Origin of the sequence: Roseateles violae, from assembly GCF_030410485.1 — a bacterium.
GTDB lineage: Bacteria > Pseudomonadota > Gammaproteobacteria > Burkholderiales > Burkholderiaceae_C > Roseateles_D > Roseateles_D violae.
Genome location: NZ_JAUHHC010000005.1, coordinates 63183 through 79025 on the forward strand (window position 1 = coordinate 63183; position 15843 = coordinate 79025).

Here is a 15843-nt window from a genome sequence, read left to right on the forward strand (position 1 = left end):
GACGGCATGAATGCTTTGATCGTCGAACCTACATATTTCCATTCAGGAAATTGCGTGTCTAGAACGACCAATCTATCCCTCCAACTCGCCTCCCATCGAATGGAATCTTCGACCGCATCCTCGCCGCTGAGAGTCTTCGTTGGCGGCCTCGCGCACGAGACGAACACCTTTTCGCCCTTGCCGACGAGCCGGCGCAGCTTCGTGGAGGGCGTCTTCCACCGGGGTGGAGACGATGCAACGATCGCCACGGCAATGGCCTTTCCTGGTTACGGGGACATGCTCGAAGTCTGCGCACAGGCGGGTGATCAAGCCGTCGCTGGTATGTGCGCCTGGGCCCAGCCGGGCGGCCCCCTGCCGCATCGCGAATACGAGCGCTTGCGGGACGAGTTATTCGAGGAGATCGAGCGCGCGGGTCCGCTGGACTTCATCGTTCTCGTCCTACACGGCGCCATGGTGTCCAGCGAATGCTGGGATTGCGAAGGCGATCTCCTCAACCGGCTGCGCGATCGCGTGGGCGTAACGCCGGTCGGCGTTCTCCTTGATCTGCATTGCAACCTTACCGACTCGATGCTGCAGAGCGGCGCATTGCTCGTGGCATGCAAGGAGTATCCGCACACTGACTTTCGGGACCGCGCCCAGGAGTTGCGTGACCTGCTGGCCGACGTCGTGCGCGGGGGACGCACCATGCCTCGGCCAGTGATGAGGCCCGTACCGATGCTCGCCCTGATGGGCACCACCGAGGATCCAATGAAGGAGTTCGTCGTCCAGCTCAAGCAGTGCGAAAACACGCCGGGCATCGCCTCGGTGTCTGCCATGCACGGCTTCGCATGGTCCGACACGCCGCACTCACGCGCTGCGCTGCTCGCGTGGTACGACCCTCGGATAGAGACGGCGGAAGAACGTGCCCGTTCTACAGTCGCCGCTTTGGCGTCACGCCTGTACGAAATCGGCACGAAGACGCAGGGGACGCGGCTGCCGCTCAGGGACGCGCTTGCGCGCGCTCTCTCGCTTGTGGACGGCGCGAAAGGCAGACCGGTCGCGTTCGCCGACGGCTCGGACAACCCCGGAGGCGGCGCTGCCAGTGACAGCACCTTCGTGCTCAGCGAATTGCTTCGGCAAGGCGTGAGCGGCGTGGCGCTGGGGATGATCTGGGACCCGCAAGCCGCGGCCATTGCCGCCAATGCCGGCGTTGGCGCGAAGCTTCCCCTGCGCATCGGCGGCAAGGTCGGCCCGCTGTCGGGCGAGCCAGTGGACCTCGATGTAGAAGTGGTTTGCGTGAGGGACGACGCTACTCAGCGCGGTCTGTCGGGCGGCAGGGAAGCGCTAGGGCTGGCAGTGACCGTCCGCACGCCCGCCATCGACATCGTCATCAACTCGATCCGCCAACAAGTGTTCTCTCCGGATTGCTTCACTGAGATGGGCGTCGACCTCTTTAAGAAAGCGTTGATCGTGGTGAAGTCGACGCAACACTTTCGAATGGGCTTCGATGCAGTGGCCTCTGCAGTCGTGTACTGCGACGCTCCTGGCTCGCTCCACGGCGATCTTGGAAAGCTGCCGTTTCGTCATCTCGCACGTCCCATCTGGCCGCTCGACCCGGCTCCCGCTCCATGACCAAGTCCGCGATTTCGAGCCACCCGAGCCATTGACCAAGTCGAACTCTTCAACGGTCATATCAGCGAGTTGACTCAGCAAAGACTATTCAGGTTGGCAGCCGAGTTAGAGGCCGCCCGCACCATATTGCTATGACCTGGTGCACTAACAAGGACAACCATGCCGCCTGTCGCCTGCATTGAAGACCTACGCCGCCTGGCCGAGAAGCGAGTCCCGCGCATGTTTTACGACTACGTGGACTCAGGGTCTTGGACGGAGAGCACCTATCGCGCCAACGAAGCTGACTTTCAGGGCATCAAGCTTCGTCAGCGCGTTGCAGTGAACATTGCTGAGCGCAGCACTTCGACAATGATGCTTGGCAGTGACTACTCGATGCCGATCGCACTTGCGCCGACGGGCTTGACCGGCATGCAGCACGCCGACGGGGAAATACTGGCCGCAAAGGCGGCAGAGGCGTTCGGTGTGCCTTTCGCGCTGTCGACCATGAGCATCTGCTCGATCGAAGATGTAGCCGCTCATACCAAGGCACCGTTCTGGTTCCAGCTCTACATGATGCGAGACCGTTCGGCAATGGAGCTGATGATTGAGCGAGCGCGAGCCGCTCGATGCAGCGCGCTGATCCTGACCCTGGACCTCCAGGTGATTGGTCAGCGGCACAAGGACATCTACAACGGCTTGACGGCTCCGCCAAGGCCGACGCTTCGCAACCTGGTCAATCTGGCCACGAAGCCGGCCTGGTGTCTTGGGATGCTGCGAACTCGCCGACGCACATTTGGAAATCTCTTGGGCCATATGAAGGGCGTGAGCGACATGAAATCCTTGTCGTCGTGGGTGAACGAGCAGTTCGACCCCGCGCTGTCTTGGGCGGATGTGGAGTGGGTCAAAAAGCGCTGGGGCGGCAAATTGATTCTCAAAGGGATCATGGAGGCAACCGATGCAAGGTTGGCTGCAGATTCCGGCGCCGACGCCCTCGTCGTCAGTAACCATGGTGGTCGCCAGCTCGACGGTGCGGAAAGCAGCATCACGGCGCTGCCGCGCATCGTCGACGCGGTAGGCCAACGCGTAGAGGTTCACGTAGACAGCGGTGTCCGATCTGGCCAAGACGTGCTCAAGGCCCGAGCTCTGGGGGCTCAAGGCGCCTGGATCGGGAGGGCGTTCCTTTATGGGCTCGGAGCAATGGGACAGGCTGGCGTCACGCGAGCTCTGCAAATCATCCACAAGGAATTGGACACCACGATGGCGTTCTGCGGGCACACAAAGCTCGAGAACGTCAGTCGCGCCATCCTTGCGGAGCCCAGCGGTAGTGCCTAGCCGCCCGCAAAGCTGACGCTCGTCAGTACCTGCTAATGGCCGTCTGCGTCAGTAGTCAGCCCCGCCAGAAAGCTGCCGCGCAGCCAGCGCAAACGACCTAGCCACCGGCCGCTGTCGGCGAGTTCCGCGTCCGGTCGGTCTCGGCCATCTCCTGACATTCGTGACCGGCTGCTTTGTAGAAGTTCAACGAAGCGGGCCAAAGGAAGCCGCGAACTTCATGGGGCCTTTCTTCAAGAAAATGGAGTTGTCGATTTTTGCCAATCGCTCGATCGTCGAGACTTCACCGGGCAACATATGCCATCGGTTCGATCAAGACTTCTGGTGCGTCGCGAAGTGCATCGCTAGCAAGTCGATGAACCGTCTGGTCCGCTCTGGCAGGAAGCGGCGTGACGCATAGACCACCTGTATCGGCGCCTTGTCGCCGGTCCACTCTGGCATGACTTCGACCAAACGACCGTCGTTCAATTCGGTCATGACGTCCCAGACGGAACGTCGCACCAAGCCAAGTCCCGCCAGCGCCCAATCGTGAGCTTGTTCGCCGTTGTCGGCAACCATGCGACCGCGCACGCGCACGGTGGTCGATGTCCCGGAGGGTTTGTCTACCGGCCAGAACCGCCAATCCGCGTGGCCGGCGAGGTTGTGGGTCATCACGATGCAGTCATGCGCCAACAAATCGGTTGGTGTCCTTGGCGGCTCGCGATGCGCAAGATAGGACGGGGCCGCGCACACCACGCGCCGATTGGGTGCGAGGGGGCGAACCGCCAGACGCGAGTCCTCGATGTCACCGATGCGAACGGCGCAGTCGAAGCCACCTTCGATCAGATCAACCACAGAGTCAGACAGCGACAGGTGCACGGACACCCCCGGGTTGTCGAGCGCGAAGCCCGCCATCGCGGGCCCGATCCAGCGCCGTCCCAAGGCCACCGGCGACGAGACGCGCAGGACGCCGCGCGGCCCGAGCGTGCCTCGGCCAATCGCGGCCTCGGCGTCCTCCACTTCGGCCAGGATGGCCTGGCAGCGCTCGAAATAGATGGCACCTTCGTCCGTCAGTGACAAGGTCCGGGAATTGCGCTGCAGCAGCCGCGTGCCCAGCGACGCCTCCAGCCGCGCAAGGCGCTTGCTTCCAACAGCAGGCGAAAAACCCAGCTCCCGGCCCGCGGCCGAGAGGCTGCCGGCAGTCACGGTCTGAACGAAGAGCTTCATGTCGGCGAGTTCAGTCATCTGTTCTTTTTTGGAATAGGTGGTTTTCAGATATCGGCCATTTTCTCTTGAATGGAAACGATTGATAGTGCCAAACATGAACTCACTACCTCTCACCCCCCGCCGTGCTGTAGCCCTTGCCGTGATGGCGACCGCTACAGTGTTGTCCTCCACTCCCGCACTGGCTGCTGCTGGCGAGCCCATGCCTGAGCCCGCCCACACCGTCGCGGACCGGTCTATCAGTACAGCGCAACGCGAGGCCATGACCTTGGCCGCGCGCCGCTACGTCGCTTTCTGGAACACCGGTGAAGCCAGTTTTGCGCGGCTCGCGCTGGCACCCGATTTCGTGGACCGCACGCTGCCGCCGGGCCGGCCGCAGGGCTTCGAAGGCCCGCTCTTCGCCTCGAAGAACTTTCGCGAGGCCGTGCCCGACCTGAAAGCCGAGGTACAGGAATTGATGCTGGTGGACGACCGCGTGATCGCCCGCTTGCGCTTCACCGGCCACTACACCGGCACCTTCCAGGGCAAGTCCGGCGATGGCCGTTCCGTGAACTTCATCGCAACCGACATCTACCGCGTCGCGAACGGCTTGATCGCCGAGAACTGGCACATCGAAGACAACCTGACGCTGCTGCGGCAGCTCGGCGTCGTGCATCCCTGAACCGCTCACCCATTGGCAAGGAGTCATTCATGTCCCTTTCAAACCAGACAGTCCTCGTCATTGGCGGGAGCTCGGGCATCGGCCTGGCCGTTACGCGCGGCGCGCTCAAACTCGGCGCCCGCGTTATCGCCGCTGGGCGCGATGCCGAGCGGCTGGCCTCGGCGGCGGCCGCAAACCCCGGCCTTGAGACTGAATCGATCGACATCACGGATGAAGATGACGTTGCCGCCGTCTTTGAACGTATCGGCGCACTGGACCATCTGGTCGTGACGGCTGGGGCGCTGATTGGCTCGTCGCCGCTGCCCATGCTGGACATCTCTACGATGCGCGAGGCCATCGGGGTCAAGCTGACCGGCAGCCTCGTCGCGGCCAAGCATGCGGCGAGGCACCTGCGTCCCGGCGGATCGATTGGCTTCACCTCCGGCGTGCTGGCACGCAAGCCCGCGCCCAACTCCGTAGTGAAGACAGCCATCAACGCGGCTCTCGAAGCCGCCACGCGGCAGTTGGCGCGCGAGCTTGCGCCCCTGCGCGTCTACGCCGTCAGCCCTGGCCCCGTAAACACGCCGAGCTGGCGGTTCATGGACGACGCGAGCCGAAGCGCGATGTTCGAAAGACTGGCAAGCACGCTGCCCGCGGGCTTTGCGGCCAGCGACGAGGACACCGCCGCCGGCTATCTGTTCGCGATGCAGGCGCGCGCGCTCACGGGGGCCGTCATTGACCTGGACAGCGGCGCACTGGTTGCCTGAGGTGTTCTTGTCGTCGCTGCCGCGGCTCGACCACGTACTGCTTGTCGTGAGGGATGCGCAGCCGACGCTGTCCTTCCTCACCAAAGTAGTCGGACTTCGCATCGGCCCGAGGCCGCCATTTCGTTTCCCGGGCTGGTGGCTCTATTCGGGTGAGCAGGCTGTCGTGCACGTCGCGCTACGCGACAACAGCGGAGAGCTCGCCGAGCAGGTCGGAGCGCGGAATGATTCGGGCCATGCAGGCTTGATTGACCACATCGCCTTCCGCGTCGCGGAGGCACAGACGATTCGCCAACGGCTCGACGACGAGGGCTGGTTGTTTCATGAAGCCGACGTTCCTGCAACGGGCGAGCGGCAGTTCTTCATTGCGGTTCCCGAAGGGCCAACGGTCGAGTTGGTCACGGCCGCGCGATGACAAGTCCTTTTTTTTATCTACCGGAAAGGTTCACGATGTCTTCATCCCACGCGTCCGGCCGCAGCCTTTGGCCCGACAACATTCGCCTCGTGATCTCCGTCTCCATGCAGTTTGAAGCTGGGGCCCAAAGCGAACACAACAACGGCGCGCCGTTCCCACCGCTCGTCGAGAACGTGCCCGATCTGCCCGCCCGCACCTGGTTCGACTATGGCATTCGCGAAGGTATCCCGCGCATGCTTGACCTGTGGGAAAAGCATAGCGTGCAGGTCACCTCGCACATGACCGGGCAGGCCGTCGAACGAAATCCGGCGCTGGCCCGCGAAATCGTAGCGCGCGGCCACGAGGCTGCCGCGCATGGCCAGACGTGGACGCCGCACTGGAGGCTGAGCGAAGCCGAGGAGCGCGCCTCCTACGCCGCCAACATCAACGCTATCGAGCGGGCCACGGGCACGCGCCCGGTCGGCTTCAACGCCTTCTGGCTGCGTGGCACGCCGAACACGCTGAGCGTTCTTCAGAGCCTAGGCTTTACGTACCACATCGACGATCTATCAAGCGACGAGCCGATGACCACGCAGGTCAACGGTAAACCATTTGCGATCGTGCCTTACACGCTGCGCAACAACGACATTGCGCGCTATGGTGCAGAAGGCCCACTCACTGCATCGGCGTTCGGACAGGAGCTCAAGGATGAGTTCGACCAGTTGTACGAAGAAGCGGCTTACCGGCGCAGAATGATGTCAATCTCTACCCATGACCGGATCGGCGGCACCCCGGCGCGAGTGAAAGTCACGGGCGATTTCCTGCGCTATGCGCGGCAGCATCCGGGAGTGGCATTCATGCGCAAGGATCAGATCGCCCGATTAGCACTGAGCTTGCCAAACGTGCCGATCAAAGAGTACTGATCAGAGGCGCGCGTTGATGACTTGCAAACCGCTCAGTCATGTCGACTACGCGCCGGATCTTAGGAGCTCTTCGGCAACCAGGCCCTCTCATTGCGCAGTCGCCGCCGGCTAGGAAGCCGTACTCACGTTCGCGGCCACAAGCCGACCGTCGCCAGTGGCCGCTTTGGAGCACACCATGCGCGGGTACGTGTCGTTGACGAAACTGTCATCTAACGGCCCATCCTCCGCAAATTGACTGCATTCCGCGACGCTAATCGCCCGGGCTCCAAGGTGGCGCTATGTCGGTTTTGCAGCCAGAATATGTGCGTACCAGGAACTCGGGGCGGCTGCCTCCGCACTGTTCCCGCTCGAGACACCGCTGCAGACGGAAGGAAGCTAGCGATGGGAATCCGCGTCGCCACGCCGGAAGATTCTCAAGCCATCGCGGAGATTTACGAGCCTATCGTGCGCGACACGCCTATCTCATTCGAGTTGGACGTTCCAAGCGCAGCCCAGATGCGAGAGCGCATCACGGTGACGCTGCAGACGCTTCCCTGGCTGGTCAGCGAAGACGAGCATGGCGCGGTGAACGGCTACGCCTACGCAAGCCGGCATCGCGAGCGCCCGGCGTATCAATGGGTCGTCGACACAACGGCTTATGTGCGAGCGGACGCTCGTGGTCAGGGCATCGGCAAGGGCCTCTATGGCGAGCTCAAGGCAGTGTTGGTTGACCTGGGGTACTTCCAGGCGTTCGCCGGTATCGCCTTGCCCAATGCCGCTAGCGTCGCGCTGCATGAGTCGGTCGGCTTCACGCCGATTGGTGTGTACCGCGACGTCGGCTTCAAGCTGGGGCATTGGCGCGACGTGGGCTGGTGGCAATGTGCGCTTCGCTCGGCGGGCACACCTGAAGGGGCGCCGCGGCCGTTTAACTCGTGGAGCGCTGAGGCCTTGACCTGAGATTTGCAGGATGACTTGCCCGGAAGGCTGCAGCATTGTGGCGCGATCTCGTACTGGCGCTGTCGGCCAAGAGCCGACCCTCGCGACCGACAGCTCTGCTGTCATGCGCAGGCCCTCATGGCCGGCCGCTTCTGGGCACCTCAACACCTTGTCGTCCTCCTTGAGGCGCTGGTCGTTGAGCAGGTTCACACGGGCGGCCGGGCGCTGAATGGGTGTGTCGTGGGAGTGAGCAGTGAGCCCTTCCGACACATCAGAGGGGTGAGGCCGCCGCCGATGCTGACGCCTGCGGTTGAGAGACGCTGCACCAACAAAAAGCGGGCCGGAGCCCGCTTCACGCCGGAGACGGCGCCGATCAGCCGCGGCGGCGGCGCGTCAGCAGAGTGACGAGCCCTAGCCCGGCAAGCATCATGGCGTAGCTTTCTGGCTCGGGCACCAGTGTGGGCGAGCCTGGTGTGAGCGCGAGATTGCCGGCGTAGCTACCCATGCTGGCGCTGTTGGTGCCAGTCAGAGTCAGTGTGTACACCCCCGGCGACAAGCTAAAGCCTACGGCGGGCGCGGCCCATACCTCGACAGGATCGCCGAGCACCGAGGTGAAGGCCAGCGAGCCCGGTGTGAGCACGATGCTGGTGAAATCGACATCCTGTGTACCGTTGACCGCGGAAGTGATGCTGCCATTGAAGGTCGCAAGCGTTGTCACGGTAAAGGTGAGCGTGTCAACGAAGGCGCCGGCGATGGGCGTATTGCCGAAAAATCCGCTGCCTGAGCTGAGATCGATCGCGCCCAGGGAGACAGCAAAACTACCCGCGCTGGCCAGGGCCAAGCTCGAAGCGGCGATGACTTTTGAGAGTTTCATTGCTTTTCCGCCTTGCTGCGTTTGGTGCATGAGTGGACGACTCCAGCATACGCCCGCGCTTGCTGCGTAGCAACATCCGGCGATGCAGCGGGCGGTTGAGCGTCCAATTCCGTATCTGGAGGCTGAACGACCGAGGGTCCGACTTTGGGTCGCCATGAGAATTGGAAGTCACGGCCAGGAGCTGACCTCGGCGAGCGACTGGTTTGCAGGCAATCGATAGGATGCCGGATCAGCCGGCGCGTTTATCCACGCCCTGAGGCTCAGAACATTAGTTGCGCGAGGAACAGTCCGACGATTACGGCGACGGTTGTTGCGACGAGCCCCGGGATCATGAACGAATGGTTGAGCACGTACCTGCCGATCCTCGTCGTGTTCGACAGGTCGAAATTGATCGCGGCGATCAGCGAGCCGTAAGTTGGGATGAAGAAATAGCCGTTGACCGACGGAAACATCGCGATTAGGAACTGCGGCGGGATGCCGAGCGCCATGCCCAGCGGCATCAACGCCCGCGTTGTCGCGGCCTGGCTGTATAGCAGCACCGAGGCGAAGAACAGGCCGAAGGCGAAGGTCCAGGGCGCGGCTTCTGCCCAATGGCCGATCGCCGGCACGACGACGTCCCTATGGGCGGCGATGAAGCTATCGCCCAGCCATGCCAGGCCGAAGATGCCGATCACCGCCACGACGCCGGCACGCAGCGTCGCCGTCTTCGGGACCGAGTCGACGTCGACCTTGGTGACCAGCAGCATCAGCGCCGCAACCGACATCATCACGATCTCGATCACCGTCGGCATGCCGAGCGCACTCTTTTCGCCGGGCAAGATGCGCAGCGCCGGGAAGAAACCGAACAGCACGACGAGCGCCACGCCGGCGAGGAAGATGAGGGCTGAGGTTTTTGCGGCGGGCTTCAGCGGCGGTCGCTGCTCCGGCGGCTCCGCCGGCGGAACGTCGCCGGCCTTCAAGCGCGCTTGGTAGGCCGGGTCACGGACGAGATCCTTGCCGACGAACATCGAGACGATGGCGGCGACAACGACGCCCGCAAGCGTCGCCGGCACGCAGATCATCAGGATCTGCGGCAGGCCCCATTGCGTCAGGCCTTTTTCTGCAAAGAGGCCGATCATCGCGGCCGTAGCCGCGGCGACTGGGCTTGCGGTGATGGCCTGCTGCGAGGCAATCGTGGCAATGGCCATCGGCCGCTCGGGCCGTATGCCCGATTGGTGGGCGGTTTCATAGATGACCGGCAGCAGCGGGTAGACGATGTGGCCGGTGCCCGCGAGGAAGGTGAAGCTCCAGGTGGTCAGCGGCGCCACGATGGTCACATACTTCGGATTGGCCCGGATGACCCTCTCGGCGACCCGCACGAGGAAGTCGATCCCGCCGGCGGCCTCCATTACCGACGCGGCCATGATGACGGCGAGGATGATCAACATCACGTCGATCGGCGGCGACGTCGGATTGACGCCGAAAACCACCACCAGCACGAGCAGGCCCACGGCGCCCCACAGGCCGAGACCCACGCCCGAATGACGCGACCCCATCCAGATGGCTGCCAGCACGACGACGAACTGCAGGAGGATCGAAATCGTCAAGGCGTTCTCCGGTGCGATCGACCGTTGCGGGCTGGCACTTGAACTTCGGCCAATGTCCCGTTCCGCTGATTCGTGCGCCAAGTCTACTGAGCTTGGCGAAGATTGGATCAACGGGGGGCGCCGACTCACCGACTCGCCCAGCCTCGGGGGCTTGTGCCTGACACCGACTCTCGGCTAAGTTCAGCGCACGGTGAGCCCATGCGCTGCGCGAGCCGATGAATCAGTGTCAACATGCACCGACGGCACCATGCCAGAACCTGCCAACAAGCTGAAGCTGCCGGCCCTGACCGCCATCGTCGTGGGTTCGATGATCGGCGGCGGCATCTTCTCGCTGCCGCAGAACATGGCGGCCAGCGCCGGTGCCGGCGCGGTGCTGATCGGGTGGATCATCACGGCCGTCGGCATGCTGGCCTTGGCCCTGGTGTTCCAGACCCTGGCCAACCGCCAGCCCCAATTGGACGCCGGCGTGTACGCCTATGCCAAGGCCGGTTTTGGCGACTACATGGGCTTTTCCTCGGCCTGGGGATACTGGGTCTCGGCCTTGCTGGGCAATGTCAGCTACTACGTGCTGCTGTTCAGCACGCTGGGCTATTTCTTCCCGGTGTTCGGCGATGGCAACACGACCTTGGCGGTGATCTGCGCCTCCGTGCTGCTGTGGTGCGTTCACTTCCTGGTCTGGCGCGGCATCAGGGACGCCGCCTTCATCAATCAGATCACGACGGTAGCCAAGATCATCCCGCTGGCGATCTTCATCGTGATCGTCGCCATGGCCTTCGAGGCGGAGCTGTTCACGGCCGATTTCTGGGGCCGCGCAAACGTCGAGTTGGGCAGCGTGCTGGATCAGGTGCGCGGCACGATGCTGGTGACCGTATGGGTCTTCGTGGGCATCGAGGGCGCCAGCGTCTACTCGGCACGCGCCGAGAAACGCGGCGATGTGGGCCGTGCCACCGTGATCGGCTTCCTTGGCGTTCTGTTGCTGCTGGTGCTGGTCAATGTGCTGTCGCTGGGCATCATGAGCCAGCCCGAACTGGCCGGCTTGAAGAACCCGTCGATGGCTTATGTACTGGAGCATGTGGTCGGCCCTTGGGGCGCGGTGCTGATCAGCGTGGGCCTTGCGATCTCGCTGGCCGGCGCCTTGCTGTCCTGGGCGCTGCTGTGCTCCGAGATTCTTTACAGCGCGTCCAAGGACCGCACGATGCCCGCCTTCCTGCGCAGGGAGAACGCTCACCAGGTGCCGGTCAATGCAATGTGGATGACCAATGCGCTGATCCAGCTGTTCCTGGTGATCACCTTGTTCAGCAACAGCAGCTATCTGAGCCTGCTGTACCTGGCCACCTCGATGGTCCTGGTGCCCTATTTATGGTCGGCCGCCTACGCCATGCGCCTGGCCTGGCGCGGCGAGACCTATGAGGGATCTCTCGCTGAGTGCCGCAAGGATCTGATGATCGCAGTGCTGGCCCTGGTCTATGCGATCTGGCTGCTCTACGCCGGCGGCGTGCAGTACCTGCTGCTGTCCTGTCTGCTCTACGCGCCGGGAGCCATCTTGTTTGCGATAGCCAAGCGCGAGCAGGACCTGCCGGTCTTCACCCGCCTTGAGAAGCTGATCTTCGCGGTGGTATCGATCTGCGCCGCCGTCGCCGGTTACTGCCTGTACGCCGGCCTTCTCAAGCTCTGAGCGGGCTGAAGCGCCACGGCAAGTTCCATTCCCGAGAAGCCCTGGGTCGTCCCACTCGAAGGACGGCCGGCACATTCGATGCGATTCGAATTGCCGCAGGGGGCCAACGTCCAAGAGCAGCAAAGCAAGGATGCGCTGATGCTTCTGCGCCGATATGATTCTCGGACGGCGTGACCAATGGAGACCAAATGCGTGCTCCTGCCCTTTACTTGCGAGTCGCATCGACCGTTGCCATTGCGGTGGCCACCGCGTGCGCTGCTCGTGCCCAGGTGAGCAACGACGAGATGAACGCGTCGAACAACCCGCTCTCGCCATCGATCGCGTTCAACCTTCAGAACTCCTACACCGCGCGCATCTACGGATTGAGCGACGCCGACAGCAATGCGTTTCTGCTGCGCGGCGCGCTGCCGCACAAGCTGTTCGGCATGCCGCAATTGCTTCGCCTGACGCTGCCGGTCGTCACCACACCGGACTTGCCACCGGCGGGCCGCCACACCGGCTTGGGTGATCTGAACATCTTCGACATCGTGCTGTTCAAGGAGAGCGGCTTCGAGTGGGGCATCGGGCCGCAACTGACGATTCCCACCGCCAGCCGCGACGAACAGGGCACCGGCAAGTGGCAGGCCGGCCTGGCCACGATGGCCATCGTGCCGCAACGCTGGGGCCTGCTCGGCGGGCTGCTGACCTGGCAGCACTCGTTTGCCGGCGACGACGACCGCCCGACGCAGAACAATATGCAGCTGCAACCGCTGATCATCTACAACCTGCCGCAAGGCTGGTACCTGCGCAGCACCGCCGTGTGGACATTCGACTTCGCACACAGCACGCATGTCATCCCGGTCGGCGCAGGCCTCGGCAAGGTATTCAAGTCCGGTAGGACCACGATCAACGCGTTCGTCGAACCGCAGTGGAGCGTGTCGCACGAGGGCGATGGGCTGCCGAAGTTCCAGGTGTTCTTTGGACTGAACCTGCAGTTCCCCCTGTAGGCGCGCAGTTGTCAGCATTTATCGCTTCAGGAGCGACAACATGATCCGATCCGTTCTTGCCGCGCTTATCGCGGCTTGCATCAGCAGCGCCGCGGCGGCGCAGAAGCCCGCTGACGACAGCGTCCGCCGGGCCATCGAGCGCCGCGCGGTCGAGGCGGTGGTCTGGGGCGTGCCGGCGGTGAACTTCGAGCTGATGCACGATGCCCTCGTGAAGGCCGGGGGCGCGCCGAACCAGGTCGTCTACTGGTCGCGCTTGCCGGACTGGAAGAACCAGACGCTGACGCCGAACCCCGATGTGATCTACCTGATGCCGTTCTACGACACGCGCCAGGGGCCGGTCGTGCTGGAGATTCCGCCGGCCGCTGGCGGCAACTCCATCACCGGCAGCGTGGACGAAGGATGGCAAACGGCCATTGAGGACGTGGGGCCGGCCGGCGTCGACAAGGGCAAGGGCGGCAAATATCTGATCCTTCCCCCGGACTACAAGGGGACGGTACCGAACGGCTATATCCGCATGCCTTCATCGACCTACAGCGGCTACGCGCTGCTGCGCTCGAACATCGGCAGCGGCAGTGACGCCGACATCGCCAAGGCGGTGGCCTACGGGCGCAAGGTCAAGATCTATCCGCTGGCACAGGCGAGCCGCCCTCCGGCCACGAAGTTCGTCGACGCCTCGGAGGCCGTCTATGACAGCACGATTCCCTACGACCAGCGCTTTTTCGAAACCTTGCACCGCTTCGTGCAGCGTGAGCCCTGGATCGAGCGAGACCGGGTGATGATCGATCTGTTGAAGTCGATCGGCATCGAGAAGGGCAAGCCCTTCGCGCCGGATACGGATACCCAGGCCCTCCTAAAGACAGCGGCCGCCGAAGCGCGCGCCTGGCTCGAAGCGCAGTATGAAGCCGCCTTTGTGCCGCCCTACTTCCCCTCCAGCCGCTGGGCAATCCCGGTTTCGCCGGAGGTTCTCAAGGGCCTGGGAAGCAATTTTGGCCAGCGCGACTCCTATCCTGTGAGCGGCCGGGGCGTGATGTATATGTTCGGATTCTTCAGTGCGAAACATCTGGGCCAGGGGCAGTTCTATCTGCTGTCCATCAAGGACAAGGCCGGACAGCCACTCGACGGCGCTCGCAGCTACCGGCTGACCGTACCGCCGAAAGCGCCCGTCAAGCTCTATTGGTCGGCAACCGCCTATGACCGTGACACGCACGCGTTGATCCGCGATCAGAAGTGGTCCAGCCGCGCCTCCACGAGCCAGGGCCTGCAGAAGAATGCCGATGGCTCCGTCGACGTGTTCTTCGGAGCGCAGGCACCGGCAGGCAAGGAATCGAACTGGGTGCCGACACGTGCAGACGGACGTTTCGAAGTGCTGTTCCGCCTCTATGGACCGGAGCAGCCGCTGTTCGACAAGTCATGGGTTCTCCCGGACATCGAGGAGCTCAAATGAGCACCAGGCCATTCCTTCTGGCGCTTGCCTTGACCGCGGGGGCAGCCCTGGCGCAAGGCGGCATGCCGATCGTCGTGACGCCCGACAACTTCAGCCGGGCAGAGACCGATCGCGAGTTCGGCGTGACGGTCAAGTCAGGCGGGTTCGGCAAGTTCCACCACATCCGCGAGTTGCTGCCGATCGAGAAGCAGACCGTCGTTCGCGGCAACCGCGATACGCTGTACTCGGCCGGCGTGTTCGACCTCGATGCAGGGCCGCTGACGGTCACCTTGCCGGACGCAGGAACCAGGTTCATGTCGATGCAGCTGATCGATCAGGACCACTATGTGCCGGCGGTCGTCTACGGTGCCGGCCGTTATACCTACACGCGTCAGCAGGTTGGCACCCGCTACGTGCTCATCGGCATACGCACGCTGGTCGATCCCGCGGATCCCGCCGACGTCAAGCAGGCCCACGCCCTGCAGGACGCGCTCAGCGCCATACAGCCGAATGTCGGCAGCTTCGAGACGCCCGACTGGGACGACGCCAGCCGCAAGAAGGTCGGAGAAGCGCTGATCCAGCTGGCGGCGACCATTCCGGATACCCAGCGCATGTTCGGTGCCCGCGGCAAGGTCGACCCGGTGCGGCATCTGGTCGGCGCGGCGACCGGCTGGGGTGGCAATCCGGAGAATGCGGCGATGTACGTCACCGTCGTGCCGCCCAAGAACGACGGCCAGACCGTGCATCGGCTCACGGTCAAGGACGTCCCCGTCGACGGCTTCTGGTCGATCAGCGTGTACGACGCCAAGGGCTATTACCAGAAGAATCCGCTCAACGCCTACACGGTCAACAACCTGACCGCTCAGAAGGACGCAGACGGCTCGACGACCGTGCAGTTCGGCGGCTGCGACGGAAAGGTCTCGAACTGCATTCCGATCATGGACGGATGGAACTACTGGGTACGCCTGTACCGGCCACGGCCCGAAATCTTGAGCGGCAAGTGGAGATTCCCGGAGGCGCAGCCTGCGCACTAGCAAGCGCGGCGCAAGTGCCAGTCGTCGCCCCGCCTATTAAGGCGGTTCTCACCTTTGAGCAGAAATGATTGCGTCGCCGCAAAGCTGCCGCTCGTGGCTGTCTGAATCGCCCCGGGTTTAGAGGAAAAAACTCAACATGGCTTCGCCGGACGCTTACGCTCCTGGTTGGTTGCAAGGAGTAGCGAGACCTGTTTATCCCTTGCAGAAGTTGGTGTGTTCGGTGGGTGTTTGGTCTGGCAAGGGGCCCGATTGGCGCTGATTGACCCGTGTTGGCACAGTTCCGGACTTCTGGCCGGCTCGTGATCGCGGTATAAAGACAAAAGTCCTCACGCGATAAGTGCTTATCACGCAAGGACTTTTCAAAAACCCGCAGCGTCTGGTCTCAAGACCTACGGGCTAAATTGCTGGTGCCGGCTATCGGATTCGAACTGATGACCTACCGCTTACAAGGCGGTTGCTCTACCAACTGAGCTAAGCCGGCGTCTCGGTGAACGAGAGGCTCGCATT

At 63.1% G+C, this 15843-nt stretch carries 14 protein-coding genes and 1 tRNA gene; 11 read left to right on the forward strand and 4 right to left on the reverse strand.

The genetic code is table 11. From position 1 onward, the window contains the following. Positions 1 to 6: 6 nt before the first annotated feature. Together QWJ38_RS17845 and QWJ38_RS17850 are read left to right on the forward strand one after the other, a co-directional pair. Positions 7 to 1611 (forward strand): M81 family metallopeptidase, encoded by a 1605-nt coding sequence (locus QWJ38_RS17845; protein ID WP_290360473.1) that lies wholly within the window; start codon positions 7 to 9, stop codon positions 1609 to 1611. Between the two features lie 159 nt (positions 1612 to 1770). Then, positions 1771 to 2922, forward strand: coding sequence for an alpha-hydroxy acid oxidase (locus QWJ38_RS17850; protein ID WP_290360474.1), 1152 nt, complete (start codon positions 1771 to 1773; stop codon positions 2920 to 2922). A 309-nt stretch (positions 2923 to 3231) separates the two neighbouring features. On the opposite strand, the gene QWJ38_RS17855 is transcribed toward QWJ38_RS17850, so the two are convergent. Then, complete coding sequence (locus QWJ38_RS17855) at positions 3232 to 4221, reverse strand: LysR family transcriptional regulator (RefSeq protein ID WP_290360475.1); 990 nt, start codon at positions 4219 to 4221, stop codon at positions 3232 to 3234. Between QWJ38_RS17855 and QWJ38_RS17860 the strand changes: the two genes are divergently transcribed. The 5 genes from QWJ38_RS17860 to QWJ38_RS17880 all read left to right on the forward strand — a co-directional run bounded on the left by QWJ38_RS17860 (position 4220) and on the right by QWJ38_RS17880 (position 7779). Beyond that, positions 4220 to 4783, forward strand: a complete 564-nt coding sequence (locus QWJ38_RS17860; RefSeq protein ID WP_290360476.1) for an ester cyclase — start codon at positions 4220 to 4222, stop codon at positions 4781 to 4783. The genes QWJ38_RS17855 and QWJ38_RS17860 overlap by 2 nt on opposite strands. Before the next feature lie 29 nt (positions 4784 to 4812). Further along, positions 4813 to 5529: an SDR family oxidoreductase gene (locus QWJ38_RS17865; RefSeq protein ID WP_290360477.1), complete on the forward strand. Its 717-nt coding sequence runs from the start codon at positions 4813 to 4815 to the stop codon at positions 5527 to 5529. A 7-nt stretch (positions 5530 to 5536) separates the two neighbouring features. After that, positions 5537 to 5941 carry a VOC family protein gene (locus QWJ38_RS17870; RefSeq protein WP_290360478.1) on the forward strand — a complete coding sequence of 135 codons (405 nt, stop codon included), beginning with the start codon at positions 5537 to 5539 and terminating at the stop codon, positions 5939 to 5941. Between the two features lie 35 nt (positions 5942 to 5976). Further along, a complete protein-coding gene (locus tag QWJ38_RS17875) occupies positions 5977 to 6843 on the forward strand; it encodes a polysaccharide deacetylase family protein (protein WP_290360479.1) in 867 nt (288 codons plus the stop codon). Between the two features lie 381 nt (positions 6844 to 7224). Then, entirely contained in the window at positions 7225 to 7779 is a 555-nt protein-coding gene (locus QWJ38_RS17880) for an arsinothricin resistance N-acetyltransferase ArsN1 family B (protein ID WP_290360480.1), read from the forward strand. A 352-nt stretch (positions 7780 to 8131) separates the two neighbouring features. On the opposite strand, the gene QWJ38_RS17885 is transcribed toward QWJ38_RS17880, so the two are convergent. Both QWJ38_RS17885 and QWJ38_RS17890 read right to left on the reverse strand, forming a co-directional pair. Further along, positions 8132 to 8632 carry an FxDxF family PEP-CTERM protein gene (locus QWJ38_RS17885; RefSeq protein ID WP_290360481.1) on the reverse strand — a complete coding sequence of 167 codons (501 nt, stop codon included), beginning with the start codon at positions 8630 to 8632 and terminating at the stop codon, positions 8132 to 8134. Between the two features lie 260 nt (positions 8633 to 8892). Then, positions 8893 to 10218: an anaerobic C4-dicarboxylate transporter family protein gene (locus tag QWJ38_RS17890; RefSeq protein WP_290360482.1), complete on the reverse strand. Its 1326-nt coding sequence runs from the start codon at positions 10216 to 10218 to the stop codon at positions 8893 to 8895. A 247-nt stretch (positions 10219 to 10465) separates the two neighbouring features. On the opposite strand from QWJ38_RS17890, the gene arcD reads away from it, so the two are divergent. The 4 genes from arcD (at position 10466) to QWJ38_RS17910 (ending at position 15336) form a co-directional block, all read left to right on the forward strand. Next, entirely contained in the window at positions 10466 to 11893 is a 1428-nt protein-coding gene (gene arcD / locus QWJ38_RS17895) for an arginine-ornithine antiporter (protein WP_290360483.1), read from the forward strand. Between the two features lie 188 nt (positions 11894 to 12081). Beyond that, positions 12082 to 12879, forward strand: coding sequence for a hypothetical protein (locus tag QWJ38_RS17900; RefSeq protein ID WP_290360484.1), 798 nt, complete (start codon positions 12082 to 12084; stop codon positions 12877 to 12879). Between the two features lie 40 nt (positions 12880 to 12919). Beyond that, the gene (locus tag QWJ38_RS17905; protein WP_290360485.1) at positions 12920 to 14323 is read left to right on the forward strand and encodes a DUF1254 domain-containing protein; all 1404 of its coding nucleotides are present in this window, start codon (positions 12920 to 12922) and stop codon (positions 14321 to 14323) included. After that, the gene (locus tag QWJ38_RS17910) at positions 14320 to 15336 is read left to right on the forward strand and encodes a DUF1254 domain-containing protein (RefSeq protein ID WP_290360486.1); all 1017 of its coding nucleotides are present in this window, start codon (positions 14320 to 14322) and stop codon (positions 15334 to 15336) included. The genes QWJ38_RS17905 and QWJ38_RS17910 overlap by 4 nt, the downstream gene beginning before the upstream one ends. A 405-nt stretch (positions 15337 to 15741) precedes the next feature. On the opposite strand, the gene QWJ38_RS17915 is transcribed toward QWJ38_RS17910, so the two are convergent. Continuing rightward, positions 15742 to 15817, reverse strand: a tRNA-Thr gene (locus tag QWJ38_RS17915). Between the last annotated feature and the right edge of the window lie 26 nt (positions 15818 to 15843).

What these genes read in the sequence shown, in the direction of transcription:
- QWJ38_RS17910 (WP_290360486.1), top strand. Translation starts at nt 14,320, where the DNA reads ATGAGCACCAGGCCATTCCTTCTGGCGCTTGCCTTGACCGCGGGGGCA.
- QWJ38_RS17845 (WP_290360473.1), top strand. Translation starts at nt 7, where the DNA reads ATGAATGCTTTGATCGTCGAACCTACATATTTCCATTCAGGAAATTGC.
- QWJ38_RS17900 (WP_290360484.1), top strand. Translation starts at nt 12,082, where the DNA reads ATGCGTGCTCCTGCCCTTTACTTGCGAGTCGCATCGACCGTTGCCATT.
- QWJ38_RS17850 (WP_290360474.1), top strand. Translation starts at nt 1,771, where the DNA reads ATGCCGCCTGTCGCCTGCATTGAAGACCTACGCCGCCTGGCCGAGAAG.
- arcD (WP_290360483.1), top strand. Translation starts at nt 10,466, where the DNA reads ATGCCAGAACCTGCCAACAAGCTGAAGCTGCCGGCCCTGACCGCCATC.
- QWJ38_RS17855 (WP_290360475.1), bottom strand. Translation starts at nt 4,221, where the DNA reads ATGTTTGGCACTATCAATCGTTTCCATTCAAGAGAAAATGGCCGATAT.
- QWJ38_RS17875 (WP_290360479.1), top strand. Translation starts at nt 5,977, where the DNA reads ATGTCTTCATCCCACGCGTCCGGCCGCAGCCTTTGGCCCGACAACATT.
- QWJ38_RS17885 (WP_290360481.1), bottom strand. Translation starts at nt 8,632, where the DNA reads ATGAAACTCTCAAAAGTCATCGCCGCTTCGAGCTTGGCCCTGGCCAGC.
- QWJ38_RS17865 (WP_290360477.1), top strand. Translation starts at nt 4,813, where the DNA reads ATGTCCCTTTCAAACCAGACAGTCCTCGTCATTGGCGGGAGCTCGGGC.
- QWJ38_RS17860 (WP_290360476.1), top strand. Translation starts at nt 4,220, where the DNA reads ATGAACTCACTACCTCTCACCCCCCGCCGTGCTGTAGCCCTTGCCGTG.
- QWJ38_RS17905 (WP_290360485.1), top strand. Translation starts at nt 12,920, where the DNA reads ATGATCCGATCCGTTCTTGCCGCGCTTATCGCGGCTTGCATCAGCAGC.
- QWJ38_RS17880 (WP_290360480.1), top strand. Translation starts at nt 7,225, where the DNA reads ATGGGAATCCGCGTCGCCACGCCGGAAGATTCTCAAGCCATCGCGGAG.